The 25,970-nt window shown below is 68.0% G+C and carries 21 protein-coding genes and 1 pseudogene; 7 read left to right on the top strand and 15 right to left on the bottom strand.

Going from position 1 to position 25,970, the window contains the following annotated elements; translation table 11 throughout:
- Positions 1 to 76: 76 nt before the first annotated feature.
- The 10 genes and pseudogenes from WIX39_RS08890 to WIX39_RS08935 form a co-directional block, all read right to left on the bottom strand.
- Positions 77 to 1,216 carry an AAA family ATPase gene (locus WIX39_RS08890; protein ID WP_106935678.1) on the bottom strand — a complete coding sequence of 380 codons (1,140 nt, stop codon included), beginning with the start codon at positions 1,214 to 1,216 and terminating at the stop codon, positions 77 to 79.
- Positions 1,213 to 2,109 (bottom strand): annotated as a pseudogene (locus tag WIX39_RS08895) (RNA ligase family protein). Before WIX39_RS08895 ends, WIX39_RS08890 begins: the two are co-directional and overlap by 4 nt.
- A gap of 280 nt (positions 2,110 to 2,389) precedes the next feature.
- On the bottom strand, positions 2,390 to 4,783 hold the full coding sequence (locus WIX39_RS08900) for a glucose/quinate/shikimate family membrane-bound PQQ-dependent dehydrogenase (protein WP_106935676.1): 2,394 nt from the start codon (positions 4,781 to 4,783) through the stop codon (positions 2,390 to 2,392).
- A 100-nt stretch (positions 4,784 to 4,883) separates the two neighbouring features.
- Positions 4,884 to 6,890: a glucans biosynthesis glucosyltransferase MdoH gene (mdoH, locus tag WIX39_RS08905; RefSeq protein WP_409194912.1), complete on the bottom strand. Its 2,007-nt coding sequence runs from the start codon at positions 6,888 to 6,890 to the stop codon at positions 4,884 to 4,886.
- Positions 6,891 to 6,895: 5 nt separating this feature from the next.
- On the bottom strand, positions 6,896 to 7,099 hold the full coding sequence (locus WIX39_RS08910) for a hypothetical protein (RefSeq protein ID WP_081271440.1): 204 nt from the start codon (positions 7,097 to 7,099) through the stop codon (positions 6,896 to 6,898).
- Positions 7,100 to 7,292: 193 nt separating this feature from the next.
- Positions 7,293 to 8,681 carry a sigma 54-interacting transcriptional regulator gene (locus WIX39_RS08915; protein WP_081271439.1) on the bottom strand — a complete coding sequence of 463 codons (1,389 nt, stop codon included), beginning with the start codon at positions 8,679 to 8,681 and terminating at the stop codon, positions 7,293 to 7,295.
- A complete protein-coding gene (locus tag WIX39_RS08920; RefSeq protein WP_081271438.1) occupies positions 8,678 to 9,331 on the bottom strand; it encodes a hypothetical protein in 654 nt (217 codons plus the stop codon). Before WIX39_RS08920 ends, WIX39_RS08915 begins: the two co-directional genes overlap by 4 nt.
- A 55-nt stretch (positions 9,332 to 9,386) precedes the next feature.
- Positions 9,387 to 10,814, bottom strand: coding sequence for a sensor histidine kinase (locus WIX39_RS08925; RefSeq protein ID WP_081271437.1), 1,428 nt, complete (start codon positions 10,812 to 10,814; stop codon positions 9,387 to 9,389).
- Positions 10,814 to 12,175 carry a tRNA (N6-isopentenyl adenosine(37)-C2)-methylthiotransferase MiaB gene (gene miaB, locus WIX39_RS08930; protein ID WP_106935674.1) on the bottom strand — a complete coding sequence of 454 codons (1,362 nt, stop codon included), beginning with the start codon at positions 12,173 to 12,175 and terminating at the stop codon, positions 10,814 to 10,816. Before miaB ends, WIX39_RS08925 begins: the two co-directional genes overlap by 1 nt.
- 95 nt (positions 12,176 to 12,270) lie before the next feature.
- Positions 12,271 to 12,729, bottom strand: coding sequence for a hypothetical protein (locus WIX39_RS08935; RefSeq protein WP_081271435.1), 459 nt, complete (start codon positions 12,727 to 12,729; stop codon positions 12,271 to 12,273).
- A 253-nt stretch (positions 12,730 to 12,982) separates the two neighbouring features.
- Between WIX39_RS08935 and WIX39_RS08940 the strand changes: the two genes are divergently transcribed.
- Complete coding sequence (locus WIX39_RS08940; RefSeq protein WP_106935673.1) at positions 12,983 to 14,176, top strand: efflux RND transporter periplasmic adaptor subunit; 1,194 nt, start codon at positions 12,983 to 12,985, stop codon at positions 14,174 to 14,176.
- 55 nt (positions 14,177 to 14,231) lie between these two features.
- Complete coding sequence (locus WIX39_RS08945; RefSeq protein WP_285413240.1) at positions 14,232 to 17,402, top strand: efflux RND transporter permease subunit; 3,171 nt, start codon at positions 14,232 to 14,234, stop codon at positions 17,400 to 17,402.
- 13 nt (positions 17,403 to 17,415) lie between these two features.
- Here the strand turns inward: WIX39_RS08945 and WIX39_RS08950 are convergent, their stop codons facing one another.
- The 5 genes from WIX39_RS08950 to WIX39_RS08970 all read right to left on the bottom strand — a co-directional run bounded on the left by WIX39_RS08950 (position 17,416) and on the right by WIX39_RS08970 (position 20,961).
- Positions 17,416 to 18,060, bottom strand: a complete 645-nt coding sequence (locus tag WIX39_RS08950; RefSeq protein WP_106935671.1) for a histidine phosphatase family protein — start codon at positions 18,058 to 18,060, stop codon at positions 17,416 to 17,418.
- A 20-nt stretch (positions 18,061 to 18,080) separates the two neighbouring features.
- A complete protein-coding gene (locus tag WIX39_RS08955; protein WP_106935670.1) occupies positions 18,081 to 18,701 on the bottom strand; it encodes a DUF4136 domain-containing protein in 621 nt (206 codons plus the stop codon).
- A 47-nt stretch (positions 18,702 to 18,748) separates the two neighbouring features.
- Positions 18,749 to 19,681, bottom strand: a complete 933-nt coding sequence (gene ttcA, locus WIX39_RS08960; protein ID WP_081271430.1) for a tRNA 2-thiocytidine(32) synthetase TtcA — start codon at positions 19,679 to 19,681, stop codon at positions 18,749 to 18,751.
- Positions 19,682 to 19,774: 93 nt separating this feature from the next.
- Positions 19,775 to 20,173 (bottom strand): dihydroneopterin aldolase, encoded by a 399-nt coding sequence (locus WIX39_RS08965; RefSeq protein ID WP_081271445.1) that lies wholly within the window; start codon positions 20,171 to 20,173, stop codon positions 19,775 to 19,777.
- An 11-nt stretch (positions 20,174 to 20,184) separates the two neighbouring features.
- Positions 20,185 to 20,961: an SDR family oxidoreductase gene (locus WIX39_RS08970; RefSeq protein ID WP_106935669.1), complete on the bottom strand. Its 777-nt coding sequence runs from the start codon at positions 20,959 to 20,961 to the stop codon at positions 20,185 to 20,187.
- Between the two features lie 36 nt (positions 20,962 to 20,997).
- Here WIX39_RS08970 and WIX39_RS08975 point away from each other — a divergent pair, with 36 nt between their 5' ends.
- From WIX39_RS08975 to WIX39_RS08995, 5 genes are all read left to right on the top strand, one after another.
- The gene (locus tag WIX39_RS08975; RefSeq protein WP_409194913.1) at positions 20,998 to 22,113 is read left to right on the top strand and encodes a class I SAM-dependent methyltransferase; all 1,116 of its coding nucleotides are present in this window, start codon (positions 20,998 to 21,000) and stop codon (positions 22,111 to 22,113) included.
- A 75-nt stretch (positions 22,114 to 22,188) separates the two neighbouring features.
- On the top strand, positions 22,189 to 22,860 hold the full coding sequence (locus WIX39_RS08980; RefSeq protein ID WP_159053661.1) for a hypothetical protein: 672 nt from the start codon (positions 22,189 to 22,191) through the stop codon (positions 22,858 to 22,860).
- Positions 22,861 to 23,019: 159 nt separating this feature from the next.
- Positions 23,020 to 23,913 carry a TauD/TfdA dioxygenase family protein gene (locus WIX39_RS08985; protein WP_409194914.1) on the top strand — a complete coding sequence of 298 codons (894 nt, stop codon included), beginning with the start codon at positions 23,020 to 23,022 and terminating at the stop codon, positions 23,911 to 23,913.
- A 20-nt stretch (positions 23,914 to 23,933) separates the two neighbouring features.
- Entirely contained in the window at positions 23,934 to 24,944 is a 1,011-nt protein-coding gene (locus WIX39_RS08990) for an ABC transporter substrate-binding protein (protein ID WP_409194915.1), read from the top strand.
- A gap of 59 nt (positions 24,945 to 25,003) precedes the next feature.
- Entirely contained in the window at positions 25,004 to 25,861 is an 858-nt protein-coding gene (locus WIX39_RS08995) for an ABC transporter ATP-binding protein (RefSeq protein ID WP_409194916.1), read from the top strand.
- Positions 25,862 to 25,970: the final 109 nt, after the last annotated feature.

The raw sequence follows: 25,970 nt of genomic DNA on the forward strand, positions 1-25,970 counted from the left end.
ACTCCACGCACGCACATATATATAAGAGGGCCCGCCGGTTCGCACCGGCGGGCCCTCTGTCTTTCAGGTCTGCATTTCAGGTCTGTACCTCGTAGACCGTCTCGTGCGTTTCCACCGGGGCCGGCAGCTCCCAGCGGTGCAGCATGCGCTCGATGCCCGCGTTCGACAGCGTCGTGTCGCGCTCTCGGTTGCGGCGCATCAGCTCGGCGTGCGGCACCTCCAGGTACACCAGCTCGATCTGCGCGTGGTAGGCCCACAGCAGATCGAGCGTCTTGGTGCGCATCTGCTGGCTCAGGTGCGTGGCGTTCCAGACGAAGCGCTCGTGCCTGCGCAGCAGCGCCTTGGCCTGGTCGACCGCATGGTGCGCCGCCATGCCGTCGTTCTCGCCGTGCCTGAGGCCCAGTTCGGTCCGCGCATCGTCGAAGGAAACCACCGGCCATCCCTTGCGGTGCTGCGCCACCCAGTGGTTCTTGCCGCTGGCCGGCAGGCCGCACATCACCGTCACCCGGGAGCCCGGGTTCTGGAACAGCGGGTAGTCGGGGCTGGTGTCGGCGCCGCGGAAGTAGGCCAGGCGCGTGTGGGCGTCGGCCATCTGGCGCGGGCCTTTCCAGCAGCCTTCTTCCTGCGCGAGTTCTTCGAACAGCGCGATGTCGGCCATGCTGTCGGCACGCTTTTCATAGTGGCGCCCCAGCATGTCGCAGCGCGCCACGCAGCACAGGTCGGGCAGGCTCAGCTCCCACGAAAGCTTGTGGACCAGCCATTCAGGCCGCACGCCCTTGCGCGAGGCGAAGGCATGGAACGGCAGCTGGTGCACGGCGATGATCCGGCAGACGGCTTCGCGCAACGCGAACGGCACGCGGGCCTTCCACATCAGCACGCGCACATCGACCGAGCCGCGCCGCGAATGGCCCGGCTGGCCGATGCGGCCGCTGGCTTCGTCGATCACCGTGGTGTCGGGCTTGGCAATGTCGTGCAGCAGGCAGGCCATGAACAGCACGAAGCGGCCGTCGGCATCGGCGCGCCGGTAGTGCGCGTCCTGCATCAGGGCGTCGAGCACCATGCGCGTGTGGATGCCGACGTTGCCTTCGGCGTGGTAGTACGGGTCTTGCGGCGTCTCTTCGAGGCGCAGCAAGGCCGGCAGCAGTTCGCAGCATTGCGCCCAGTCGGCGCCGTTGCCGGGCGCGGGCACCAGGGCGCGCAGGTCGTCGTGAGTCATCGCGTCCTCCTTGCGGTTGCGAGTTCGGCGGGGTCGCGCAAGGTGCGCAGGCCCAGGTCTTGCCACGTCATTTGCGGCGTCGGCGCGTAGAGGTCGGCGCCCGGCGCCAGTTTGTTCGGCAGCACCGGCCTGCGGCTGTGGTGCGAGCCCGAGTCCAGGATGGTCTGCACGAAGTCCGGGCGGACCCACTTGTAGCGGCCCGTCACCCGGCCGTCCGATTCCGTCTTGAGATACAGGCCCTCTGCGAGCTCGGACAGGTCGGTCTGCTGGCGCACGAGATCGAGCGGCTGGCCTTCATGCGCCACTGCCTGTTCGAATGCCGTCTTCCAGTGTGCGCTGCGCGCCAGCGAAGGCCGCACGAGCGCTTGCAGTGCCTTTGCATGGCGCGGCATCTCGCCTTCGTAGAGCACAGGAACCGGCAGTACCGGACTGCCATCGAGCAGCGCATGCCGTGCCGGCGTCGACAGAAAGCACTGCGCCTGCCGGTCGTAGAGGTCGAACTCCAGGAAGAACGCCGGCAGCCGGTCGTACTAGCAGCTGTGCTTGGCAAAGCACCATTCGCCGTACATCACGTAGCGGTCTTCGAGCCGCTCGAGCAATGCGGCTTCATGCGCCGCGGCCCAGTGCTTGAACAGGTTGAACTGGCGCTCGCCGGCGCCGCCCGCGAGGTAGTGGCCGCGCGACTGCAGCAGCAGTTCGCCCGCCGGGGTGAACGACACGGCGGCATTGGCGCCATCGAGTTTTTCCTCGATGACGACGTGCATGCCGTGCAGTCCGGACAGCGGCGTCTGGCCGTCGTCGGTGTCGCCCGCCTGCAGGCGGGAGCCTTCCAGGTGCGCAGTACGCGGGTACTTGAGCAGTGGGATCGATGAAAGGGAAGAGAGAGTAAACACGTTGGTTCTCCGGATGCGAATCAGGAAGGACCGACAACGTGCGGGAGCGAAGCTGGAAGAGACCGGGGGATCGGGAGCGACTTCCACGGCGGTGAAGATGCCGTGTCTGGTCAGCGGGTACGCAGCTTGGCGCCCGACATGACCAGCAATGAAGTGGTGTTGTCGGCGTCAGAGGGTGATGACGGCGAATCGGGGCACTTGGCGCTCCAGTGAAGGCTGAGGTTGAAGGAAGGCGCGGATTCTATAAGCACACAGCGCCGCCGGTGAAGCGGCCTGTTGTTTACTTGCCCTTGCTCTTTTCCGGCAGCGCGTAGGCGATGACATAGTCGCCGCGGTCCGGCGACTGCCGCGCGCCGCCCGCGCCCACCACGACATACTGCCGGCCGGTCTTGGGCGACACATAGGTCATCGGCCCCGACTGGCTGCCCACCGGCAGGCGAGCCTTCCAGATTTCCTTGCCGGTCGCGGTGTCGAATGCGCGCAGGTAGAAGTCCTGCGTTCCCGCGAAGAACAGCAGGCCCGACTGCGTGGCCAGCGACGCGCCCAGCGTCGGCATGCCGATCGGTATCAGCAGGTGCATGCGGATGCCGAGCGGGCCGGTGTCGCGCACGGTGCCCACCGGCACCTGCCACACCAGCTTGCGTGTCTTCAGGTCGATGGCCGACATCGTGCCGAAGGGCGGTGCCTGGCATGGTATGCCCAGCTGCGACAGGAAGCGTTCGCGCATCGCGCCGAAGGGCGTGCCTTCCTGCGGCACCACGCCCATCTCGATGCCGCTGGCGCCGGCCGGAATCTGCGCGCGCGGCACCAGGTAGTTGGCGAGGCCGAGGCGCATGTCGTTCACGAACATGTAGCTGCTGGTCGGGTCGACCGACACGCTGCCCCAGTTCATGCCGCCCAGCGAACCCGGGAACTGCAGCGCGTGGTCGAGGCCGGGCGGCGTGTAGACGCCTTCGTGGCGCATGCCCTTGAAGGCGATGCGGCACAGCAGCTGGTCGAAGGGCGTGGCGCCCCACATATCGGATTCGGCCAGTGTCTTGTTGCCGATCGAGGGCATGCCCACCGAATAGGGCTGCGTCGGCGAATAGCGCTCGCCGGGCACGTTGCCCTGCGGCACGGGGCGCTCCTGCACTTCGGCGATGGGCTTTCCGGTCTCGCGGTCGAGCATGAAGATCTCGCCCTGCTTGGTGACCTGCACGAGCGCGGGCTGCGTGCCGCCCTTGCCGTCGGGAATGTCGTAGAGCAACGGCTGCGCGGGCAGGTCGAAGTCCCAGAGGTCGTGGTGGGTGGTCTGGAAGCTCCAGCGCACCTTGCCCGTCTTCGCGTCGAGCGCGACCACCGACGAGCTGTACTTGTCGTCGAACGGCGTGCGCTCGCCGGCCCAGAAGTCGGGCGTGGCGTTGCCGGTGGGCAGGTAGACGAGCCCGAGCTTCGGGTCGTACGACATGGCCGACCACACATTGGGCGTGCCGCGCGTGTAGGTCTGGCCCGGCGGAGGCAGGCGCGTGACCGCCGGGTTGCCCGGGTCCCAGGCCCAGGCGAGTTCGCCGCTGACGGCGTTGTAGGCCCGCACCACGCCGGGCGGCTCGTCGGTCGAGAAGTTGTCGGCCACGCGGCCGCCCACCACCACCAGGTCGCCAGCGACCAGCGGTGTCGATGTCTGCTGGTAGTAGCCGTCCTTCACTTCGCCCATGCCGGCCTTGAGATCGACGACGCCCTGTCTGCCGAAATCGGCGCAGGGCTTGCCGGTGACGGCATCGACGGCGATCAGGCGGGCGTCGATGGTGGGCAGCAGCAGGCGCTGGCGGCAGGCACCCGGCGTGCTGCCGGGCGTGGGCGTCGCGCCTGCCGCGAGCCCGTCCTGGTCGTGATAGCCGAGCCCGCGGCAGCGCTGCCAGTTGGGGGCGGCGGCCTTGGGGTCGTAGCGCCAGAGTTCGGCGCCGGTGTCCGCGTCGAGCGCGACGATCTTGCTGTAGGCCGTGCACACGTACACGGTGGTGCCGATCTGCAGTGGCGTGTTCTGGTCTTCCGCGCCCGAGCCGTTGCTCTGCGGCACGTCGCCGGTGTGGGCGGTCCATGCGACCTTCAACTGGTCGACGTTGTCCCTGGTGATCTGGTCGAGCGCCGCGAAGCGGTCGCCCGCCGTGGTGTTGCCCCAGTGGCGCCATTCCTTCTGCGCGGCTTCGGGCTTGACCGGCACGACCGCAGGCACGGGGCCTTGCGCGACGACCACCGCGGCCGGCACGAAGGCATAGCCGCCGACCAGCACCAGGGCAACAGCCAGCAGCGCCGCAACGACGCGCGCCCCGCGCACGACCCTGGCGCCTGGCACGCGCACCAGCGCCGGGTAGGCCAGCGCCACCAGCACGCCCAGCACGCCGAACGCCACCAGCCGCGACACCAGCGGCCAGAAATTCCAACCCGCATCCCGCACGGCCCACACCGCAGTGCCCACCAGCGTCAATGCGAAGAGCCAGGCGCCGGTCGGCCGGTGCCTGGCAACGAGCAGGCCCGAAACCAGCAGCGCAAGGCCGGCCAGCACGAAGTACCAACTGCCGCCCAGGGCCGCGAGGTAGGCGCCGCCGACCGCGAGGAAGGCGCCCATCAGCATCGTGAGCGCACCGAGCGCGATCAGCCCGATCGACACCGCGAGCGGCCTTCGTCTTTGTTCCATGGAACCGAACCCCTTGTGCTGGCCTGACGTTCCAGTCTGCCATGAAAAAAGCCGGCGCAATGGCCGGCTTCTTGGGGGGAGGCTTGGATGCTTCAGCGCATCATGCGGTCGCCAGTGCGGCCGGACGGGCCAGGCGCACCGCGTGCATCCAGGCGCGGCGCAGCACGGCCGGCGAGCGCGATTCCTCGGGAATCAGCAGGAAGCCGCGGTCGCGCAGCGTGGTACCCAGCGCGATCTGGCTGGTCAGCACGGTCAGCGGAATCGCCAGCAGCAGCGGCAGGCCGACCGGCATGAGCCAGATCAGCGCGCTCGGGTCGATCAGGGCGACGCCGACGGCCAGGGCGGCGATCACCAGCGTCATGGGAGCCAGCTGCGAGGCGGCGATCTTCCACGGCACGGCGGCGGCTTCACGCGGGGGCGACTTCCAGTCGAGCTTGATGCCGGTGAGGGCCACCACCACGAACAGCGAGTGCGCGAGCATGCGGACCGGAGCCTGCACGATGGCCAGGAAGCTTTCGAGCGCGGAGCTCTTCACCAGGCCCCACACACCGCCGTACTGGCGTTGTTCACCGCGCATCAGCACGGCGGCGATGCCCAGCACGCGCGGCAGGAACAGCAGGCACAGGGTCCAGACCCACAGGCCGGCCAGTTCGGCGGGCAGCACGTTCCAGCTCGACACGATGCTCGAACCGCTCAGCCACAGGGCGGTGCCCAGCGTCAGGAAGGCAAGCCACAGCGGAGCCGAGACATAAGCCATGGTGCCGGTCACGAACATTGCGCGGTGCACCGAGTGGATGCCGGGTTCGGCCATCAGGCGGGCGTTCTGCAGGTTGCCCTGGCACCAGCGGCGGTCGCGTTGCAGCTCGGCCAGCAGGTCCGGCGGTTGCTGCTCGTAGCTGCCGACCAGGTCGGACACCAGCCACACGTTGTAGCCGGCACGGCGCATCAGCGCGGCTTCCACGAAGTCGTGCGACATGATGCCGCCCGACATGCCGCCGGTGCCCTTGATCGGGGCCAGCGCGCAATGCTTCATGAAGGGCTCGACGCGGATGATGGCGTTGTGGCCCCAGTAGTGCGATTCGCCCAGTTGCCAGAACTGCATGCCCAGCGTGAACAGGCGGCCCGTCACACGGGAAGCGAATTGCTGTGCGCGGGCGTGCAGCGTGACGTGGCCGATGGCCTGCGTCGCGGTCTGGATGATGCCGGCGCTCGGGTTGGCTTCCATCAGCTTGACCATCGAGGTCAGGCAGTCGCCGCTCATCACCGAGTCGGCGTCGAGCACGACCATGTAGCGGTAGTCCTTGCCCCAGCGGCGGCAGAAGTCGGCCACGTTGCCGGCCTTGCGGTGCGTGCGGCGGGTGCGCAGGCGGTAGTACACCTCGACCTGCGGCTGGTTCGGGCTTTCGGCCAGCGCGGCGCGTAGGTCTTCCCAGGCGGCGCGTTCGGCGGCGGCGGTCTCGGGGTTGTAGCTGTCGGACAGCACGAACACGTCGAACTGCTTGGCGTGGCCGGTGGCAGCGACGGATTCGCAGGTGGCGCGCAGGCCGGCGAATACGGTGGCCACGTCCTCGTTGCAGATCGGCATGATGATCGCCGTGCGTGCCTCGGGGTTCATCGGATGGTTGGCGACCTGCTTGGCCGACAGCGCGTGCTTGTCACCGCGCACCGAAACGTAGAAGCCCATGAGGGCGGTCACGAAGCCGGTGACGACCCAGCCGGACAGCAGGCCGTAGAGGCCGATCTGGCCGTATTCGAGCCAGACGTTGTCGTAGTCGGGTTGCACGCTGGCGAACAGCGACGACGCGATCACGGTGCTCAGCAGGGTGAGCATCATGAAGGCGAGGCGGCGCCGGGCGGCGGCACGTTGCCAGGGTTGCTTGGTTTCAGTGGCGGCCTGGGTTTCGGCGTCGCGGCCGGCGCCCAGCTTCACGAGCGCGGCGGTGCCGAGGCTGTTCCAGAAACCGCGCCAGGGGCGGGGCACCATCGAGCCGCGGTTGATGGGGGGCGCGGTGACGGCGTTGGGGTGGCGTTCCTCGCGCACCGGGCTGCGGTGTGCGAAGTCGGTCTCCGCCAGAACATTCAGATGCGAAAAGTCGTTTGGCTTCATGTGATTTACCAACGTTGCTTGTCGAGGGAAGGGGTGTCGCCAATGGCCGGAAGGCGCTTGAAGACGCAATCGGTAGCGGCGCCGCCTGCGCTTGCGAGCGCGGCCAGCGAATGACCCGCGGCGCGGGGCCGCGAGGGGGAAAACTGCTTTTGACGCAGGCCGTCGCGCTGCTGGCGCAGTGCGAAAGATGGGCTGGTGAGTGCTGTCATGCCTGTACAGGGGCAAACCCTGTGCCAGGCTGGAAAAACGCTTTCAGATCAACGACTTGGGCCGATCTGGATGCCGTTTTGACGGTGGAGGCGGGCTGGCGGCCCCCAAAACCCCCGAATTTGTCGCTGAATCCCGACAAGCCTGCCGGGCTCGTGCGGTTTGGCTATACAAATCAACGACTTAGCTGCGTCGCTACTCGGCGACAGGGTCGCTACCCCCAGCGACAGCGTCGGCCTTGAAGTGCCCGGGCGTGAGCTCGTGCTTCTGCAACAGCCGGTAGAACTCCGTGCGATTCCGGTCGGCCAGGCGGGCTGCGTCGGCCACGTTGCCGTCCGTCAGCTTGAGCAGGCCGACAAGGTAGTCGCGCTCGAAGCGCTGCTTGGCCTCGGCATAGGTCTGGACCTCGACGCTGGGCACGCGCAGCGCGCGCTGCACCAGCGCCAGCGGGATCAGCGGCGAGCTCGACAGCGCGCACACCTGCTCCACCACGTTGAACAGCTGGCGCACGTTGCCCGGCCAGGCGGCCGTGGTCAGCGCCTTCAGCGCCTCGGGCGCGAAACCCGACAGCCGCTTGCCGTACTTGGTCGACAGCCGCTGCAGGAAGTGGTTGGCCAGCAGCGGGATGTCTTCGCGCCGCGCCGACAGCGGCGGCAGCGTGAGCGTCACCACGTTCAGGCGGTAATAGAGGTCTTCGCGGAACTGCCCGGCTTCCATCGCGGCGTCGAGGTCGCGATGGGTGGCCGAGACGATGCGCACGTCGACCTGGATCGACTGGCTCGCGCCCAGCGGGCGCACCGCGCGCTCCTGCAGCACGCGCAGCAGCTTGACCTGCAGGGCGGGCGGCATGTCCCCGATTTCGTCGAGCAGCAGCGTGCCGCCGTCGGCCTGCTGGAACAGGCCCTTGTGGTTGGCATGGGCGTCGGTGAAGGCGCCCTTCATGTGGCCGAACAGCTCCGACTCGAGCAGCGCCTCGGGGATGGCGCCGCAATTGACCGCCACGAAAGGCTTGTCGGCGCGCGCGCTGGCCTTGTGGATGGCACGCGCCAGCAGTTCCTTGCCGGCGCCGGAGTCGCCGCGCAGCAGCACCGAAGCATCCGACTTGGCCACCATGCGCGCCTCGGCCAGCAGCTCGGCCATGCGGTTGCTGCGGCTCACGATCTCGGAGCGCCAGCTGTCGTCGCCGGTCTTGCTCGGCGTGGTGGTCGGCGCGCCGAGGGCCAGCGCCTGGGAGATCTTGTCGAGCAGCTCGCGGCCGTCGTAGGGCTTGGTGAGGTAGGTGAACACGCCGCGCGCCGTGGCCTCGACCGCGTCGGGGATGGTGCCGTGCGCGGTCAGCAGGATGACGGGCAGCGACGGATGGCGCTTGCGGATCTCGTCGAACAGCTGGAGGCCGTCGCGCCCGGGCAGGCGCACGTCGCTCAGCACCAGTTGCGGATGCTCGATCTCGAGCTGGGTGAGCGCGGTTTCGGCCGAGGTCACGGCCGTGACCTGGTAACCCGCCGAGCTCAGCCGCATCGAGAGCAGCCGCAGCATGTCCGGGTCGTCGTCGACCACGAGGAGGCGGGCGCCGGTAGTGCTCATTGGCTGGATCTGCTTCCGTTGGGAGGTGGGTTGGCCGGCAGCGTGTTGGGCCGGGCGAAGCTGCGTTCGATGGCGCGCAGCGCCTCGATGCGGTCGTTCAACTGGTCGATGCGGCGCTGGCTGTCGCGCAGCTGCTGCGCCTGCTTGTCGCGGTCGTCCTCGACGCGGCGCTGTTCCACGTAGCGCGCGGCCAGGGCGCGCGACAGCGGCTGCAGGGCCTGCGCCTCGGGCGACGGGTTGGCGTTCACGCGCTGCAGCAGGCCCAGGGCGCGCGCCAGGTCGGCCGGCGTTCGCGTCTGCGAAAGCAGCAGCGCCAGCTGCATCTGGGTGGTGGGCGAATCGCCGGGGTCGCCGATGCGCGCGATCTCGGCGCTCAGGTCGGCGCCGTTCAGCGGGCGCACCTTGTCGGCATACGACAGCATGGCGGCCACGGGCCCCTGCGTCATCAGCGTGAAGAGCGAGGCCGGCTGCGTGGCGGGCGCCTTGGGTTCGGCCTCGACCGGCATCACGCGCGGCAGGACCACGGGCGGCGGCAGCGCATCGGCTTCCGGCGGCGGCTTGGGTTGCGTGGAGCAGGCGGTCAGCAGCAGGGCGAATGGCACGGCCATGGCCCCGGCGAAGATGGAACTGCGGACGAACGAAAAAGACATGGGTCGAAAAAGAGGACGCGGGCGGTCAGGCAGTGTTGGAGTGGGGCCCGCGGTGTCAAGCCGTGCGCGGCAGTTCGATGCGAAAGCGAGCACCGGGACCGCCGGGCTGCAGGGTGATGCGGCCCCCGTGGGCTGCAATGTACTCCTGCACGATGGAAAGTCCGATGCCGGTGCCTTTCACCGTGTGCTCCGGCTGGCGTTCGCCGCGGAAGAAGGGCTCGAAGATACGGTCGCGGTCGCCCTCGGCGATGCCCGGGCCGGCGTCGTTCACGTCGATGTGCACCGCCTCCGGCGTGCCCGACACCGCCAGCGTGATCACACCGCCGGGCAGCGAGAAGCGGATCGCGTTGGACAGCAGGTTGGCGATGGCCGTGCCGAGCTTGGTGCGGTCCACCGTGATGGCGATCGGCTCGCCCTCGGCGCGCACGCGCAGCCCGTGCGACTGCCATTGCAGCCGCTGCGCCTCGATCTGTTCCTCGATCAGCGGCAGCAGCTCGGTGCGCTCGCGGCGCAGTTCGCGCGCCTCGAAGGCGGCGGCGTTGAAGCGCAGCAGCGCCTCGATCTGCCCCTGCAGCGCCACCGTGTTCTGCTGCAGGATCTGCGCCACCTCGAGCTGCGCCGGGTTCAGCGGCCCGGTCACGCCGTCTTCCAGCAGCGACACGCCTTCTCGCAGCGCCGCCAGCGGCGTCTTCAGCTCGTGCGACACGTGCCGCAGGAAGCGCGCCTTGTCGGCGTCGAGCTCGGTCAGGCGCAGCCGCAGCCATTCGAGCTGCTGCGACACGCGCCGTATGTCGGCCGGGCCGCGGATGTCGATGGGTTCGTCGAGCCGGTTCTGGCCGAGGCCGACGATGGCGTGCTCCAGCCGCTTGAAAGGCCGCGCCAGCCAGATGCCGAAAGCCAGCGCCAGCGACACCGCCAGCACGCTGGCGGCCACCACCTCGCGCATCAGCCGGCGGCGGGCGTTCTCGATGCGCTGGGCCAGCGCGTCGTTCTGCGTTTCGATCAGGAACTGCGCCTGCTGCGCGATGTTGGTGTTGAGCGCGTCGAGCTCGCGGAACTGCATCGCCATCGTGCTTTCGCGGGCGAGGGCGCTGTCGGCGCTGCCGCTCATCAGGCCCTCGATCACGCCGAGCTGGGTGCGCCACATCTCGATGCCGGCGGGCGGCAGGCCGTTCTTCTCGAGCCGCTCGAGCACCTGGTGCGCCTCGCGCGCCGCGTCGTCGAAGCGCCGGCGCAGCACCGCGTCGTTCAGCACCAGCGACTGGCGCCCGGCGCGCTCCATGGCCGCGCTGCGCTCCGCCAGCGACTGCGACGCGCCCGACAGGCGCAGCGCGCGGGCGGCGGCGTCCCGGCTTTGCGTCATCAGCGCGTCGTACTGCAGCACCGAACGCAGCGCCACGCCGACCAGCAGCGCGGTGATCAGCAGGAACGCGAACAGCAGCAGCTGCTGGAACGAACCCCGGATGGATGGCCGCTTCGCCATCAGTGGGCGAGCGCCGTGGGGGCTGGGGACATGGGCGACTCGCTCGTCAGCACCTCGCCGCGCAGCGTGTAGGCCAGCGAGCGGGTGATGCGCAGGTCGGTCATCTGGCCGACCAGGCGCGCGTCGCCCTCGAAGTTGACGACGCGGTTGCAGGCGGTGCGGCCCATGAGTTCGTTCGCGTCCTTGCGCGACGCGCCTTCCACCAGCACGCGCTGCGTGGTGCCGACCAGCGCCTGGCCGAAGCGCTTGACGTTGGCATCGATGACCGACTGCAGCGTGTGCAGGCGCGCGAGCTTCACTTCATGCGGCGTGTCGTCGTGCAGCGCGGCGGCCGGCGTGCCGGGGCGCGGGCTGAAGATGAAGCTGAAGCTGGCATCGAACTGGCAGTCGTCGATCAGCTTCATCATCTTGTTGAAGTCGTCGTCGGTCTCGCCGGGGAAGCCGACGATGAAGTCGCTGCTCAGGGTAAGTTCGGGCCGGATGGCGCGCAGCTTGCGTATCGTGCTCTTGTATTCCATGGCGGTGTAGCCGCGCTTCATGGCCATCAGGATGCGGTCGCTGCCGTGCTGCACCGGCAGGTGCAGGTGGCTCACGAGCTGCGGCACCTTGGCGTAGGCCTCGATCAGGCGGGGCGTGAACTCGTTGGGGTGGCTGGTGGTGTAGCGGATGCGCTCGATGCCGGGGATCTCGGCGACGTATTCGATCAGCAGCGCGAAGTCGGCAATTTCGGCGGTGTCGCCCATCCTGCCGCGGTAGGCATTCACGTTCTGGCCCAGCAGTGTGATCTCGCGCACGCCCTGGTCGGCCAGGCCGGCGATCTCGACGAGCACGTCGTCGAGCGGGCGGTTCACTTCCTCGCCGCGGGTGTAGGGCACCACGCAGTAGCTGCAGTACTTGGAGCAGCCTTCCATGATCGACACGAAGGCGGTGGCGCCTTCCACGCGCGCGGGCGGCAGGTGGTCGAACTTCTCGATCTCGGGGAAGCTGATGTCCACCTGCGGGCGGTCCAGGCGCTCGCGGTCGTTCAGCATCTCGGGCAGGCGGTGCAGCGTCTGCGGGCCGAACACGATGTCGACATACGGCGCGCGCGCGATGATGGCCTGGCCCTCCTGGCTGGCCACGCAGCCGCCCACGCCGATCTTCACGCCCTTGGCCTTCAGGTGCTTCACGCGGCCGAGGTCGGAGAACACCTTCTCCTGGGCCTTCTCGCGCACCGAGCAGGTATTGAACAGGATGAGGTCGGCCTCATCCACGTTCTGCGTGGGCTCGTAGCCCTGCGCGGCGTTGAGCACGTCGGCCATCTTGTCCGAGTCGTACTCGTTCATCTGGCAGCCGAAGGTCTTGATGAATACTTTTTTCATGGGAAATCTCTCGTGGCCCTGCGCGCTTCTTGCGCAGGGCGGGGCGGGGCGGTGCGGGCGCGCGAAGAAGAAAAAAGGCGTCGCGCCGCCCGGGCTTATTGCGTGTTGACGGTGTCGTTCGAGGTGAACGGCCAGATGTTCAGGAACGGCTTGTTCAGGGATTCGCGGCTGGCCGAGGCTTCGTCGGGCGTGAGGATCCAGACCTCGCGCAGCAGCCCGGCGGCGTCGCGCGTGTAGTTGACCAGGTACTTCTGGCCAATGATGGCGCCGGGCATGACCAGCATGTTCTGCGCGCTGCGGATGCGCGCGCCGGCGCCCAGGCGGTCGGGCCTGCCGTCGAGTTCGACGTCGGGCGCATTGGTGACCATGAACTTGCCGCGGAGCGTGCCGATGGGGAAGTTGCGGCCGCCGACCAGCGATTCGTTCTGCGTCTGCGGCCGGGGGACTTCGTCCTGGGCGCTGGCCGCGAGCGGGAAAACGCCGGCAGCGCCTGCGACGAGTGCGCAGAGCGCTATGAAAGTGAGAGCATTCGTGGGGTTCTTGCAGCGGTTCATGGGGTTTATCCAGAGGCTGTGGACCGGGGATTTTAACGAGGGGGTGTTCGTCCGACCGGTCGACGGCAGGTGGGTGTTCGGGCTTCGGGTTGACTTGCTTTACATTTCTTTACGGTGCCCGTGACCACCGTGGCACGACCGCTGATCCAATAGTCGCTGTCAGCCCAAAGTGCACAAGAACCCCATGAAAAAAAATGTCGCTGTCGCCCTTGCGGGCGTGTTGATCGTAGCCGTCGCGGGCGGCTGGTGGAGCATGTCCGCAGACAAGCCGGCCGCGAAGAGCGCCAAGGCCCCGGGTGCCGGCGGCGCGCCCGGCGGCAGCGGCGGGAACGGTGCACCGGCGCTCGTGACGCTGGCCACCGCGCAGAAGCAGGACGTGCCGGTGACGGTGCAGGTCAACGGCAGCGTGGTCTCGCTCAACAGCGTCGACCTGCGCCCGCAGGTAACGAACACGGTGAGCGCGGTGCACGTGAAGGAAGGCCAGTTCGTCAAGGCGGGACAACTGCTCTTCACGCTCGACGACCGCAACGACCAGGCCAACCTGGCGCGCGCCAGGGCCCAGCAGCAGAAGGACGAGGCCACGCTGGCCGACCTCGAACGCCAGTACAAGCGCAGCCAGGACCTGGTGGCGCAGAACTTCATCGCCAAGAGCGCCGCCGACGCCACGCTGTCGCAGCTCGAGGCGCAGCGCGCCGCCGTGGCCGCCGACCGCGCCGCCGTGCAGTCGGCCCAGGTGGCGCTGGGCTACGCCACCTTGCGCGCGCCCATTGCCGGGCGCATCGGCGCCGTCAACATCTATCCGGGCACGCTGGTGCAGCCGACGCTGTCGCTGGTCACGGTCACGCAGCTCGACCCGATCGCGGTGAGCTTCCCGGTGCCCGAAGGCAACCTGCAGGACCTGCTGGAGGCCGCGCGCTCGCGCTCGAAGGTCGAGGCGGTCGTCACCGGCCGCAAGGAGCCGCTGGCCGGCACGCTCGATTTCGTCGACAACACGGTCGATCCGCTGATCGGCACGGTGCGCGCCAAGGCGGTGTTCGCCAACGCCGACCAGGGCCTGTGGCCCGGGCAGTTCGTCGGCACGCGCATCACGGTGCGCACGCTCAACGGCGTCACGGTGGTGCCCGCCGCGGCGCTGATGATGCTGGCCGACGGCACGTCGCTCTACGTGGTGGATGAAGCCAAGACCGCCACGCGCCGCAAGGTGAAGGCGCTGCACACCTTCGGCACGAAGGTGGCCGTCAGCGGCGTGGAGCCCGGCGAGCAGGTGGTGATCGAGGGCAGCCAGAACGTGCGCCCAGGCGGCAAGGTCCGCGTCGACGTGAAGCCGCCGGCCGCTGCGCCCGGGGCTCCCGAGTCTCCGGCCAAGGGCACCACGGGCGTCACGCCCGGCAGCGCCGCGTCTTCGGACGGCACCGACATCAAGCCGCCGAAGCAGGGACGGGCATGAGCCGCCGGGCCGCTCCCAAGGCGAATACCGCAGCGCGAAGCGCGGAGGTTGCCAAATGAACATCTCGGAGCTCTGCATCCGTCGTCCCGCGATGACGGTGCTGCTGTCCGCCGCCGTGGTGGTCATCGGCATCTTTGCGTACTTCAGCATCCCCGTTGCCGCGCTGCCCAGCTACAACACGCCGGTCATCAACGTCAATGCGCAACTGCCGGGCGCGAGTCCGGACACCATGGCGTCGTCGGTCGCGCTGCCGCTGGAAAAGCAGTTCTCGACCATCCCGGGCCTGCAGACCATCAGCTCGGTGAACACGCAGGGCGTGACATCGCTCACGCTCGAATTCGTCAGCAGCCGCGACATCGATGCCGCCGCCGTCGACGTGCAGGCCGCACTGCTGCGCGCGCAGCGCCAGTTGCCGCAGGAACTGACGCAGCTGCCCTCGTACCGCAAGGTCAACCCGGCGGACGCGCCGGTGCTGTTCATCGCGCTGATCTCGCCGTCGATGAACCCGTCGGAGCTCAACGACTACGCCGAGAACCTGATCTCGCCCACGCTCTCGACCATCGACGGCGTGGCGCAGGTGGGCGTGTACGGGCGCAAGGCCTTTGCCGTGCGCATCAAGGCCAATGCCGACCTGCTCAACGCGCGCGGCATCACGCTCGACGAGCTGGCCAAGGCGGTGAACTCCGCCAACGCCAACACGCCGGTCGGCACCCTCGACGGCCCGCGCCAAACGCTCACCATCCAGGCCAACCGCCAGCTCATGAAGGCGGCCGACTTCGCCAAGCTCATCGTCGGCCAGCGCAACGGCTCGCCGGTGCGGCTCGATGAAGTGGCGACCATCGAAGACAGCTTCGAGTCGGTCAAGACCGCCAGCAGCTTCAACGGGCAAGACTCGATTTCGCTCGCCGTGCAGCGCCAGCCCAATGCCAACACGGTGCAGGTGGTGGACGCGGTGCGCGCGCTCATTCCGCGCTTCAAGGCCGAGCTGCCGCAGTCGGTCGAGATCCAGATGGTGAACGACCGCTCGCTGTCGATCCGCGAAGCCGTGCACGACGTGCAGCTCACGCTGCTGGGCACCATCGCGCTGGTGGTGCTGGTGATCTTCCTGTTCCTGCACCGGCTTGTGGCCACGCTGATTCCGGCGGCCACCATTCCCATCTCGCTGATCGGCGCGGTGGCGCTGCTCTACGCCTTCGGCTACAGCCTGGACAACATCTCGCTGCTGGGCATCACGCTGGCCGTGGGCCTGGTGGTGGACGACGCCATCGTGGTGCTCGAGAACATCATGCGCTACGTCGAAAAGGGCATGGACCCGTTCGCCGCGGCGCTGCGCGGCGCGCGCGAGGTGGGCTTCACCATCGTGTCGATCTCGATCTCGCTGGTGGCCGTGTTCATCCCGATCTTCTTCATGCCCGGCGTCATCGGCCTGCTGTTCCACGAGTTCGCGGTGGTGGTGGCGCTGGCGGTGCTGGTGTCCGCCGTGGTGTCGCTCACGCTGGTGCCGATGCTCGCGAGCCGGCTGCTCAAGCAGGTGCCGCGCAAGGAAGGCGCGATCGACCACGAGGAAGAGCACCCCGAGCCCGGCACCGCCATCGGCCGTGCCTTCGAGCGCGGCTACCGCTCGGTGCACGGCAGCTACATGCGCTCGCTCGACTGGACGCTGGGCCACCGCAAGCTGATGCTGCTGATGGCGGGGCTGACCTTCGTCGTCACCGGCTGGCTGTTCGCGACCATCCCCAAGGGCTTCTTCCCGGAAGAGGACATCGGCCAGATCCAGATCACGACCGAGGCGGCCGAGGACATTTCGTTCACCGCCATGAAGGCGCTGCAGGACCGCGTGGCCGAGGCGCTGCAGGCCGACCCGAGCGTCGACTACGTCAGCTCCTTCGTCGGCGTGGGCGGCCCCACGGCCACGCAGAACTCGGGCCGCCTGTTCGCCGTGCTCAAGGCGCGCGGCGAGCGTCCGGCCATGGGCAAGGTGCTCGAGTCGCTGCGCCAGCGCTTCCGCGAGATCCCGGGCATCGCCGTCTACATGCAGCCGGTGCAGAACCTGCGCCTGGGCGGCCGGCAGAGCAAGGCGCGCTTCCAGTACACGCTGCAGAGCGTGAACGCGGGCGAGATGGTGCCCTGGGCCACCAGGCTCATGGAGCGCATGCGCGCCGACCCGGCCTTCCGGGACGTCACCAGCGACTCGCAGAACCGAGGCCTGCAGGCCACGCTCGACATCGACCGCGACAAGGCCGGCGTGCTGGGCGTGGCGGTGGGCGACCTGCGCACCGCCCTCTACAACGCGTACGGCGACCGCCAGATCGGCAGCATCTACGGCGCCAGCAACACCTACCAGGTGATTCTTTCGGCCGCCGACAGCGACCGCCAGTTCGAGGAAGACGTGGCGCGCCTGTCGGTGCGCAGCACCACCGGCAAGCTGGTGCCGCTGTCTGCCTTCTCGACCGTGAAGCGCACCGTGGGGCCGACCTCGGTCAACCACCAGGGGCAGCTGCAGGCGGTGACGGTGTCGTTCAACCTCGGCCCCGACGTTCCGCTGGGCAACGCAACCGCCAAGATCGACCAGTTCAAGGACGAGCTGAAGATGCCGCAGTCGATCATCACCACCTACGGCGGCGACGCGGCGGTGTTCCAGAGCTCGCAGTCGAGCCAGGCGGTGCTGCTGGTGCTGGCGGTGCTGGTCATCTACGTGCTGCTGGGCGTGCTGTACGAGAGCTACATCCACCCGATCACCATCCTGGCGGGGCTGCCCTCGGCGGCGGTGGGCGCGCTGATTTCGCTGAAGATCTTCGGCTTCGACCTGACGCTGATCGCCACCATCGGCATCCTGCTGCTGATCGGCATCGTGAAGAAGAACGCCATCATGCTGATCGACTTCGCGCTCGACGCGCAGCGCACCGAAGGCCTGAGCCCGGTGGAGGCGATCCGCGAAGCCTGCCGGCTGCGCTTTCGCCCGATCCTGATGACCACGCTGGCCGCGCTGATGGGCGCGCTGCCGCTCGCGCTGGGCCTGGGCGCCGGCGCCGAACTGCGCCAGCCGCTGGGCGTGGCGGTGGTGGGCGGGCTGATCTTCTCGCAGGTGATCACGCTGTACATCACGCCGGCCATCTACCTGGCGCTGGACCGCTACAGCGGCACCGGGCCGATGGTCGATCTGCCGGGCGAGGCCAAGGCCGAAGCCGGCGGCGCGCCAGGCCATTCGGCGGCCTCGCACGCCTGAGGCGCGCGCCCGCTCAGGTCGTGGTTTCGTCGAGCGTGTCGCCCACCGCGAGGTGGGTGGTGTCGCTCCAGCCCACGAGGCTGAAGCCCTCCGGCGTCCACAGCATGCGGTTGATGGCGGCGTTGCCCAGCTGCCAGGTGCGCGGCGCCTGCAGCCCCTGGCGGGTGGCGGCGCGGTAGAGCACGTCCATCACGCCGCCGTGCGCCACCAGCACGACCAGTTCGCCCGGGTGGCGTGCCGCCAGCTCGGCGGCCACGCCGGTCACGCGGTCGCGGAACGTCAGCAGGCTCTCGCCGCCCTCGGGCTCGAATTCGGGGTCGCGCTCGCGCCAGCGCTTGGCCTGCGCGGGCAGCGTGGCCTCGATCTCGGCAAAGCTCAGGCCTTCCATGTTCCCGAAGGCCCGCTCGCGCAGGCGCGGCTCGGGCTGCACGGCCAGGCCGTGGGGCTCGGCGATGGCCTGGGCGGTCTGCCAGGCGCGCGACAGGTCGCTGGCGTAGACGACGCCGATGGGCTCGTCGGCCAGCGCCGCGCCTGCACGCTGCGCCTGCCAGAGGCCCGTGGCGTTGAGCCCGATGTCGATGTGGCCCTGGATGCGGGTGTCGACGTTCCAGGCGGTTTCGCCGTGGCGAACGGCGATCAGACGGGTGGCTTCTTCCATCCGCGGGATTCTAGAAGGCGCTACTTTAGAGCCGTCGGCAGTTCGATGTTCACCCGGCGCTCGCCCTGCGGCGGGTTCGGGAAGCCCTGCAGCGCGGCCTGGAACATCACGGGCAGCACGGCCGCGCTCGAGCTGTAGGGGCCGTCGTTGCGCGCGCGGGTCTCGTAGACCACGCGGTTGGAGCCGGCCTCGCGCAGCACGATGCTGACTTCGCGCTCGTACCAGGGGTTCGACGGCTGGGCGAACACCGGCCCGCCGTACCAGCCGCCGCCGTACCAGCGGCGCCCGTAGTAGCCGTAGCCGCCGCCCCATCCGTAGCCCCAGGGGCCGTCGTAGAGCCAGGGGTCGGCCCAGGGCGAGAGGCCGGCCGTCACGCGGGCGCCGATCTGCGCGTTGTACTGGGGATGGGCGTCGTCGCGGCGCAGGCCGACCTTGTCGAGCGCCGCGGCTGCCATGGCTTCGAGCGAATCCTGCCGGGCGCCGTCGGCCTGCTGCGAGGGCAGGCGGTCGAAGCGGTAAGTGGCGCCGGGTGGCACCGGGCCGAGGGAAGAGAAGCTCTTCACATCGCTGTCGACCACCCAGGAGGTGGCGCAGCCGGTCAGGCTTGCTATGAGAAGAAGAGCTGAAAGCGCACGTTTCATGAGGGTCTCCGGGCAAGGCTGCCCAAAATTCCCCTGGGTTGCCCGAATCAGCCCTGGACGATGCGCAGTGCTGAGGGTGCCTGGGAGAGCAAGTCGAAGGAAGGCGTGTCGAAGGCCTTGTCGCCGTCGTCATCCGCCACGCCGGTCGCCTTGAGACCCTTGAAATCGTGCCGTGTTCCGTCGAGCAGGTGCGAAGGCACCACGTTCTGCAGCGCGGTGAACATGTTCTCGACGCGGCCGGGGTACTTCTTGTCCCACTCGCGCAGCATTTCGCCGACCTGCTTGCGCTGCAGGTTTTCCTGGCTGCCGCACAGGGTGCACGGAATGATCGGGAACTCGCGGTGCTGGGCCCAGCGCACGGTGTCTTTCTCGGCCACGTAGGCCAGCGGGCGGATCACGACGTGCTTGCCGTCGTCGCTCACCAGCTTGGGCGGCATGCTCTTGAGCTTGCCGGCAAAGAACATGTTGAGGAAGAAGGTCTGCAGCATGTCGTCGCGGTGGTGGCCCAGCGCGACCTTGGTGGCGCCCAGCTCGTCGGCCACGCGGTACAGGATGCCGCGGCGCAGCCGGCTGCACAGGCCGCAGGTGGTCTTGCCCTCGGGAATGACGCGCTTGACGATGCTGTAGGTGTCCTGGTTCTCGATGTGGAAGTCCACGCCCAGTTCGCTCAGGTACCTGGGCAGCACTTCTTCGGGAAAGCCGGGCTGCTTCTGGTCGAGGTTGACCGCCACGATGTCGAAGTGAATGGGCGCGCGCGCCTTCAGCTTGAGCAGGATGTCGAGCAGCGCGTAGCTGTCCTTTCCGCCCGAGACGCACACCATGACCTTGTCGCCCTCCTCGATCATGTTGTAGTCGACGATGGCCTGCCCGACCTGGCGGCACAGGCGCTTTTCGAGCTTGTGCGTCTCGCGTTCGATCTTGAGGGAATTGGCAGTGGCGTCGGCGGCGGCGGGCGCCTCGTCGATCCAGACGGCGTTCATGGGCAGGCTACTTCGGGGAGTCGGGGGAGGAGGTGATTGTCCCCGATCCCCATGCCACGCGCTACGCGGCGGGAAAAGCCGTGGTTCTTCCCGCTACCACTGGCCGGCTTCCATGCGGATCGCCACTTCGCAGTCGTCGAAGATTTCGAGCTTGGCGATCTTCACGCGCACGCCCACCACGCCGGGCAGCTGCAGCAGCCGCTGCACCAGCTTGCCGATCAGGCTTTCGAGCAGGTTGACGTGCTCGGCGGTGCACTCGTCGATGATGATGCGGCGCACCTTGCGGTAGTCGAGCACATGGAAGATGTCGTCGTCCTGCGGCAGCAGCGGCTGCGGGCCGAGGCTGAGTTCGGCATCGACCTGGATCGGCTGCGGTGCCGTCTTCTCGTGGTCGAGGATGCCCAGGTTGGCGTCGAAGCGCAGGCCCTGGAGGGTGAGTGTCTGGCGGCCCTGCGTGGGCGCGGCCGCGGGCTGGGAAGATGCGGTGGACATGGTGGTGGTGCTCACATGAGCGAGAAATCGCGCTCGAATTTCATCAGGTGCTGGCCGCCGTCCACCAGCAGGGTGGTGCCGGTGATGGAGCTGTTTTCCAGCGCGAACTTCACCGTGGCGCTCACGTCGGCCGGGGTGGAGGAGCGGCCCAGCGGCGACAGCTTGTGCAGCTGCGCGAACTTGTCGTCGTCGAGCATGTGGCTCGCCAGCGTGAGGCCGGGCGCCACGCCCACCACGCGCACGCGCGGCGCCAGCGCCAGCGCCAGCATCGGCGTGGCGGCTTCCAGCGCGGCCTTCGAGAGCGTGTAGCTCAGGAAGTCGGGGTTCGGGTTCCAGAGTTTCTGGTCGAGCAGGTGGACCACCGCGCCTTGCGCATCGCGCGCGCTCACGTGTTCGTTCAGCGCCTGCGCCAGCAGGATGGCCGCCCCGGTGTTGCTGCGCGCATGGCGCTCCATGAGCGCGTAGCTGAAGGTGGCGGCCTCGTCGTGCTCGAACAGCGCGGCGCTGTGCACCACCGCGTCGACGCTGCGAAAGCGCGCGACCACGCGGGGCAGCAGGGCGCGCGTGGCGGCCTCGTCCTCGAGGTCGGCGGCGAAGAGGGCCGAGTCGCCCGAAAGCGCGGCGCAGTCGGCCACCGTCTGCTCGGCTTCGGCGCGCGAGTTGCGGTAGTGCACCGCCACCTGCCAGCCGCTGGCGGCGAGCGCCAGTGCGATGTCGCGGCCCAGCCTGCGGCCGGCACCCGTGACGAGAACGGTTCGGCGGGCGGGGGAGGAGGATGCGGTGCTCATGCGGAGGGGAAATGGGAGGAGAGAGACAATGGCGCCGTGACGACAAAGACAACCCCCAGCAGTTTACCCACCGCCCTCGATCACCTCATCGCGCGTTCCGTCGAACGCGCGGGCGGCTGGATCGGGTTCGACCGCTTCATGGCGCTGGCCCTGTACGCACCCGGCCTCGGCTACTACGCCAACAGCTCCGCCAAGTTCGGCCACATGCCTTCTTCTGGCAGCGACTTCGTGACCGCGCCCGAACTCACGCCGATGTTCGGCCAGACGCTGGCCGCGCAGGTGGCCGAGGCGCTGGAGAAGACCGGCACCTCCACGGTCTGGGAATTCGGCGCGGGCTCCGGCGCGCTGGCCGTGCAACTGCTGCATGCGCTCGACGAAATGGGGCGCACCGACGTGCGCTACCGCATCGTCGACCTGTCCGGCACCCTGCGCGAGCGGCAGCAGCAGGCGCTGGTGCGCTATGCGGACCGCGTCGAGTGGCTCAATGAACTGCCCGAGTCGATGGAGGGCGTGGTCGTCGGCAACGAAGTGCTCGACGCGATGCCGGTGCAACTGCTGGCACGCGTGGGGGGCCAGTGGTTCGAGCGCGGCGTGGTGCGCAACGCGCAGGACGACGGCTGGGCCTGGGCGGACCGCCCGACCGAGCTGCGGCCGCCGGTCGACGTGCCCGGCGAGCACGACTACCTCACCGAGATCCATCCCCAGGCCAGGGCCTTCATCGCGACGCTGGCGGACCGTCTGAAGAGAGGCGCGGCCTTCCTGATCGACTACGGCTTCCCCGAGGCCGAGTACTACCACCCGCAACGCCACATGGGCACGGTGATGTGCCACCGCGCGCACCAGGCCGATGGCGATCCGCTGTCCGACGTGGGCTACAAGGACATCACCGCGCATGTGGACTTCACGGGGATTGCGCTTGCTGGTCAGGATGCGGGGCTTGAGGTGCTGGGCTATACGAGCCAGGCGCGGTTTCTGTTGAACTGCGGGTTGCTGGGGAGGATGGAGCTTGGTAGCACTGCCGAGCGGGCTATGGCTGCGCGGCTGATCCATGAGCATGAGATGGGGGAGTTGTTCAAGGTTGTGGGGTTTGCCGTGGGGGAGGCTTGGGAGGCGATGGGGTTTGTTGAGGGGGATCGCAGCCACACCTTGTGAACACGGCCATGGATGCTCTCTCGCGCTAGCTGTTTCCATCTACAGTCGGCGCTGTCAAAAAAGGGAGGAAGTGTCATGGTCAGTATGGAGTCGCTTACGTTCGATGTCGCCGAATGCACGCTCGGCGAAAGCAGCGAGAACCATCGTTTCTGGATGAGTGCAGCGGGTGTGGCGCATCTGATGCGCTTCAGGGCGGTGCCGGTCGATTGGCAATTCGACCTGACCATGCCCGATGCTGCGGCCGCCTTCTATCGACAGCAATGCATCGACAACCGAGGCGTCATGCTGTCGATGGAAGTCGTGAAGGTGATGGGGCTCGAGGTGCTGAGTGGCCTGTTCAAGTACCGAGCACCGACACCAGGCAGTCTTGCGATGTACTACGTCGGCATCCTGTGGATTCCATTTGGCGATTGCAACTACCAGATCAATATCGAGGCACAGGAAATCGGCACTACCGGTATTCGCGAGGCCGCGGTCATGGCCCTCGAAGGGGACAAGTGGCCCATTCCCGATGCCGAACCGATCGAGCTGGCGGAGGGTGAAAGTCTGTTCGAGAGGATGCGGGCCACGCCGTTGCGGGTCATTCCCTCGGACAGCGCGGCCTACGATGCGATGTTCCCCTCCCATCCGCTGTCGCTCGTGCGTGCAAGGCTGAGGGAGGTTGCCGGAACGCTGGAGGGCGACGCCGGCCTCACTGCGCTCAAGCCGTTCCGCGTGAAGCGGAAATGGCAGTTCTGGAAGAAATAGCGCGACCCAGTGCGGCTTGTCGTCTTTTTGGGGGAAGCTGGGTAAATGCGCGAGGGGCCATAAGCAAGCAACGAATCGTTCTTTCGCAATGGCGGCGGTTAGGCCTAGAGTGGCAGGCTTGCCCACGCAGAGCCTTGATCGATTCAGGCGTCGCCGTCCATGACCTCTCATGCCGTTCCCTTCAACGCCGCAGGCGTTTCACAGCACTTCGAAGTGCGCCCCTTCGACGCCCCCGTAGGCGCCGAAATCGTCGGCCTCGACATCTCGAAACCGATCAACGACACGGACTTCGCGCGCATTCACCGCGCACACCTCGACCACCATGTATTGGTGTTCCGCAACCAGCAGATCACCCCGCAGCAGCACATCGATTTCAGCCGCCGCTTCGGCCCGCTCGAAATCCACGTGCTCCATCAGTTCCAGCTGAAGAACCACCCGGAAATCCTGATCGTCTCCAACATCAAGGAGAACGGCGAGCCCATCGGCCTGGGCGACGCGGGGGTCTACTGGCATTCGGACATCTCGTACAAGCCCAAGCCCAGCCTCGGTTCGCTGCTGCATGCGCAGGAGCTGCCCAGCGAGGGCGGCGACACGCTGTTCGCCGACCAGCATCTGGCCTGGGAAGCGCTGAGCCCCGAGCTGCAGCGGCGCATCCTGCCGCTCAAGGCCGAGCACAGCTACCTCGCCAAGTACGAAGAGCTGCGCGCAAAGAACCCGTGGCGGCCCAAGCTCTCGCAAGAACAGATCGATCAGGTCGCGCCCGCCGTGCAGCCCGTGGTGCGCACGCACCCGGAAACCGGCCGCAAGGCGCTGTTCGTCAGCGAGCATTTCACGACGCGCATCGTCGGCCTGCCGCAGGACGAAAGCGACGCACTGCTGGCCGAGCTGTTTGCGCACAGCGTGCAGCCCGAGTTCGTGTACCGCCACCAGTGGGCGCCGCACGACCTCGTGTTCTGGGACAACCGCTCGCTGATGCATCTCGCAGCCGGCACGCCGGACCACCTGCGCCGCCGTCTCAACCGCACCACCATCGTCGGCGACACGCCTTTCTGATTCTTCCGGGACCACAGTCAATGAACCGCTTCACCCGCAAAGCCGCCGCGCTCGCCGCCGGCCTCAGTCTCCTGGCCGGCAGCCTGGCCGCGCATGCCGAGGGCCAGATCCGCATCGCCGAGCAGTTCGGCATCGTTTACCTGCTGCTCAACGTGGCGCAGGAGCAGAAGCTCATCGAGAAGCACGCCAAGGCGGCCGGTGTGGACGCCAAGGTCGAATGGGTCAAGCTCTCGGGCGGCTCGGCGGTGAACGACGCGCTGCTGTCCGGCAACATCGAGATCGCCGGCGCCGGCGTGGGGCCGCTGCTCACGCTGTGGGACCGCACCAAGGGCAAGCAGAACGTGAAGGGCGTGGCCTCGCTGGGCAATTTCCCGTACTACCTGGTGACCAACAATCCGAACGTGAAGTCGATCGCCGACTTCACCGACAAGGACCGCATCGCGCTGCCCGCGGTGGGCGTGTCGGTGCAGTCGCGCGTGCTGCAGTTCGCGTCGGCCAAGCTGTGGGGCGACAAGGAGTTCAACCGGCTCGACAAGATCAGCGTGGCGGTGCCGCATCCCGACGCGGCCGCGGCCATCATCAAGGGCGGCACCGAGATCACGGGCCACTTCGGCAATCCGCCGTTCCAGGAGCAGGAGCTGGCGGGCAATCCGAATGCGCGCATCGTGCTCAACTCGTACCAGGTGCTGGGCGGGCCGTCGTCGGCCACGGTGCTCTATGCGACCGAGAAATTCCGCAGCGAGAACCCGAAGACCTACAAGGCTTTCGTCGATGCGCTCGACGAGGCCGCGAAGTTCGTCACCGCCAATCCGGAGAAGGCGGCGGACATCTACCTGAAGGTGAGCAACGCCAAGCTCGACCGCGAGCTGCTGCTGAAGATCATCAAGAACCCCGAGGTGCAGTTCAAGACCACGCCGCAGAACACCTATCCGCTGGCGGAGTTCATGCACCGGGTGGGCGCGATCAGGAACAAGCCGGCTTCGGTGAAGGACTACTTCTTCGACGATGCGCAGAACGTTTCGGGGAACTGATGGGCACGGCGAAGGTGCGTTCGGGGTTTGACTCGTTCCCCCTCTGGGGGAAGGCAGGGATGGGGGAGGGCAGGGCGGTGGCCAAGCAGGCGCTGTCTGCCCCCACCCCAGCCCTCCCCCAGCGGGGGAGGGAGCAGGACGCCAACGCACCGCTGCTCCAGGTCGACAACGTCAGCCTCGAATACCGCACCCCCGAGCGCGTGGTGCGCGCCACGCACCGCGTGAGCTTCGACGTCCATGCCGCCGACCGCTTCGTGCTGCTCGGCCCCTCGGGCTGCGGCAAGTCCACGCTGCTGAAGGCCGTGGCCGGCTTCATTGCGCCGGTCGAAGGCGAGATCCGCCTCGAAGACCGGCGCGTGACGCAGCCCGGGCCCGACCGCATCGTCGTGTTCCAGGAGTTCGACCAGCTGCCGCCGTGGAAGACGGTCAAGCAGAACGTGATGTTCCCGCTGCTCGCCTCGCGCACGCTCGGCAAGAAGGAAGCGGCCGAGCGCGCTTTGCACTACCTCGACAAGGTGGGCCTGTCGAAGTTCGCCGACGTGCATCCGCACCAGCTGTCGGGCGGCATGAAGCAGCGCGTGGCGATTGCGCGTGCGCTGGCGATGCAGCCGCGCGTGCTGCTGATGGACGAGCCCTTCGCCGCGCTCGACGCGCTCACGCGCCGCAGGATGCAGCAGGAGCTGCTCGAACTGTGGGACGAGGTGCGCTTCACGCTGCTGTTCGTCACCCATTCGATCGAGGAGGCGCTGGTGGTGGGCAACCGCATCGCGCTGCTGTCGCCGCACCCGGGGCGCATGCGCGCGGAGATCAACAGCCACGGCTTCTCGCTCGACAGCCTGGGCAGCGCCGAATTCCAGGGCACGGCGCAGCGCATCCACGACATGCTTTTCGAGGAAGAGCACGAGGTCATTGCATGAGCCCCGCCTTTCTCCCTCCCCTTCCGGGGGAGGGCAGGGGTGGGGGCAAGCAGCGTATCCATCGCGCGCCCCGCCTGCCCCCATCCCGACCTTCCCCCGGAGGGGGAAG

The organism is Variovorax sp. AB1(2024), from assembly GCF_037482385.2.
GTDB lineage: Bacteria > Pseudomonadota > Gammaproteobacteria > Burkholderiales > Burkholderiaceae_C > Variovorax.

Bases quoted from the DNA above. Each gene is read 5' to 3' on its own strand.
- WIX39_RS08950 (WP_106935671.1), bottom strand. From the start codon at position 18,060: ATGGAAGAAGCCACCCGTCTGATCGCCGTTCGCCACGGCGAAACCGCC.
- WIX39_RS08955 (WP_106935670.1), bottom strand. From the start codon at position 18,701: ATGAAACGTGCGCTTTCAGCTCTTCTTCTCATAGCAAGCCTGACCGGC.
- WIX39_RS08945 (WP_285413240.1), top strand. From the start codon at position 14,232: ATGAACATCTCGGAGCTCTGCATCCGTCGTCCCGCGATGACGGTGCTG.
- WIX39_RS08890 (WP_106935678.1), bottom strand. From the start codon at position 1,216: ATGACTCACGACGACCTGCGCGCCCTGGTGCCCGCGCCCGGCAACGGC.
- WIX39_RS08990 (WP_409194915.1), top strand. From the start codon at position 23,934: ATGAACCGCTTCACCCGCAAAGCCGCCGCGCTCGCCGCCGGCCTCAGT.
- WIX39_RS08925 (WP_081271437.1), bottom strand. From the start codon at position 10,814: ATGGCGAAGCGGCCATCCATCCGGGGTTCGTTCCAGCAGCTGCTGCTG.
- WIX39_RS08970 (WP_106935669.1), bottom strand. From the start codon at position 20,961: ATGAGCACCGCATCCTCCTCCCCCGCCCGCCGAACCGTTCTCGTCACG.
- WIX39_RS08910 (WP_081271440.1), bottom strand. From the start codon at position 7,099: ATGACAGCACTCACCAGCCCATCTTTCGCACTGCGCCAGCAGCGCGAC.
- WIX39_RS08965 (WP_081271445.1), bottom strand. From the start codon at position 20,173: ATGTCCACCGCATCTTCCCAGCCCGCGGCCGCGCCCACGCAGGGCCGC.
- WIX39_RS08935 (WP_081271435.1), bottom strand. From the start codon at position 12,729: ATGAACCGCTGCAAGAACCCCACGAATGCTCTCACTTTCATAGCGCTC.
- WIX39_RS08980 (WP_159053661.1), top strand. From the start codon at position 22,189: ATGGTCAGTATGGAGTCGCTTACGTTCGATGTCGCCGAATGCACGCTC.
- ttcA (WP_081271430.1), bottom strand. From the start codon at position 19,681: ATGAACGCCGTCTGGATCGACGAGGCGCCCGCCGCCGCCGACGCCACT.
- WIX39_RS08940 (WP_106935673.1), top strand. From the start codon at position 12,983: ATGTCCGCAGACAAGCCGGCCGCGAAGAGCGCCAAGGCCCCGGGTGCC.
- WIX39_RS08995 (WP_409194916.1), top strand. From the start codon at position 25,004: ATGGGGGAGGGCAGGGCGGTGGCCAAGCAGGCGCTGTCTGCCCCCACC.
- WIX39_RS08920 (WP_081271438.1), bottom strand. From the start codon at position 9,331: ATGTCTTTTTCGTTCGTCCGCAGTTCCATCTTCGCCGGGGCCATGGCC.
- mdoH (WP_409194912.1), bottom strand. From the start codon at position 6,890: ATGAAGCCAAACGACTTTTCGCATCTGAATGTTCTGGCGGAGACCGAC.
- WIX39_RS08985 (WP_409194914.1), top strand. From the start codon at position 23,020: ATGACCTCTCATGCCGTTCCCTTCAACGCCGCAGGCGTTTCACAGCAC.
- WIX39_RS08915 (WP_081271439.1), bottom strand. From the start codon at position 8,681: ATGAGCACTACCGGCGCCCGCCTCCTCGTGGTCGACGACGACCCGGAC.
- WIX39_RS08900 (WP_106935676.1), bottom strand. From the start codon at position 4,783: ATGGAACAAAGACGAAGGCCGCTCGCGGTGTCGATCGGGCTGATCGCG.
- miaB (WP_106935674.1), bottom strand. From the start codon at position 12,175: ATGAAAAAAGTATTCATCAAGACCTTCGGCTGCCAGATGAACGAGTAC.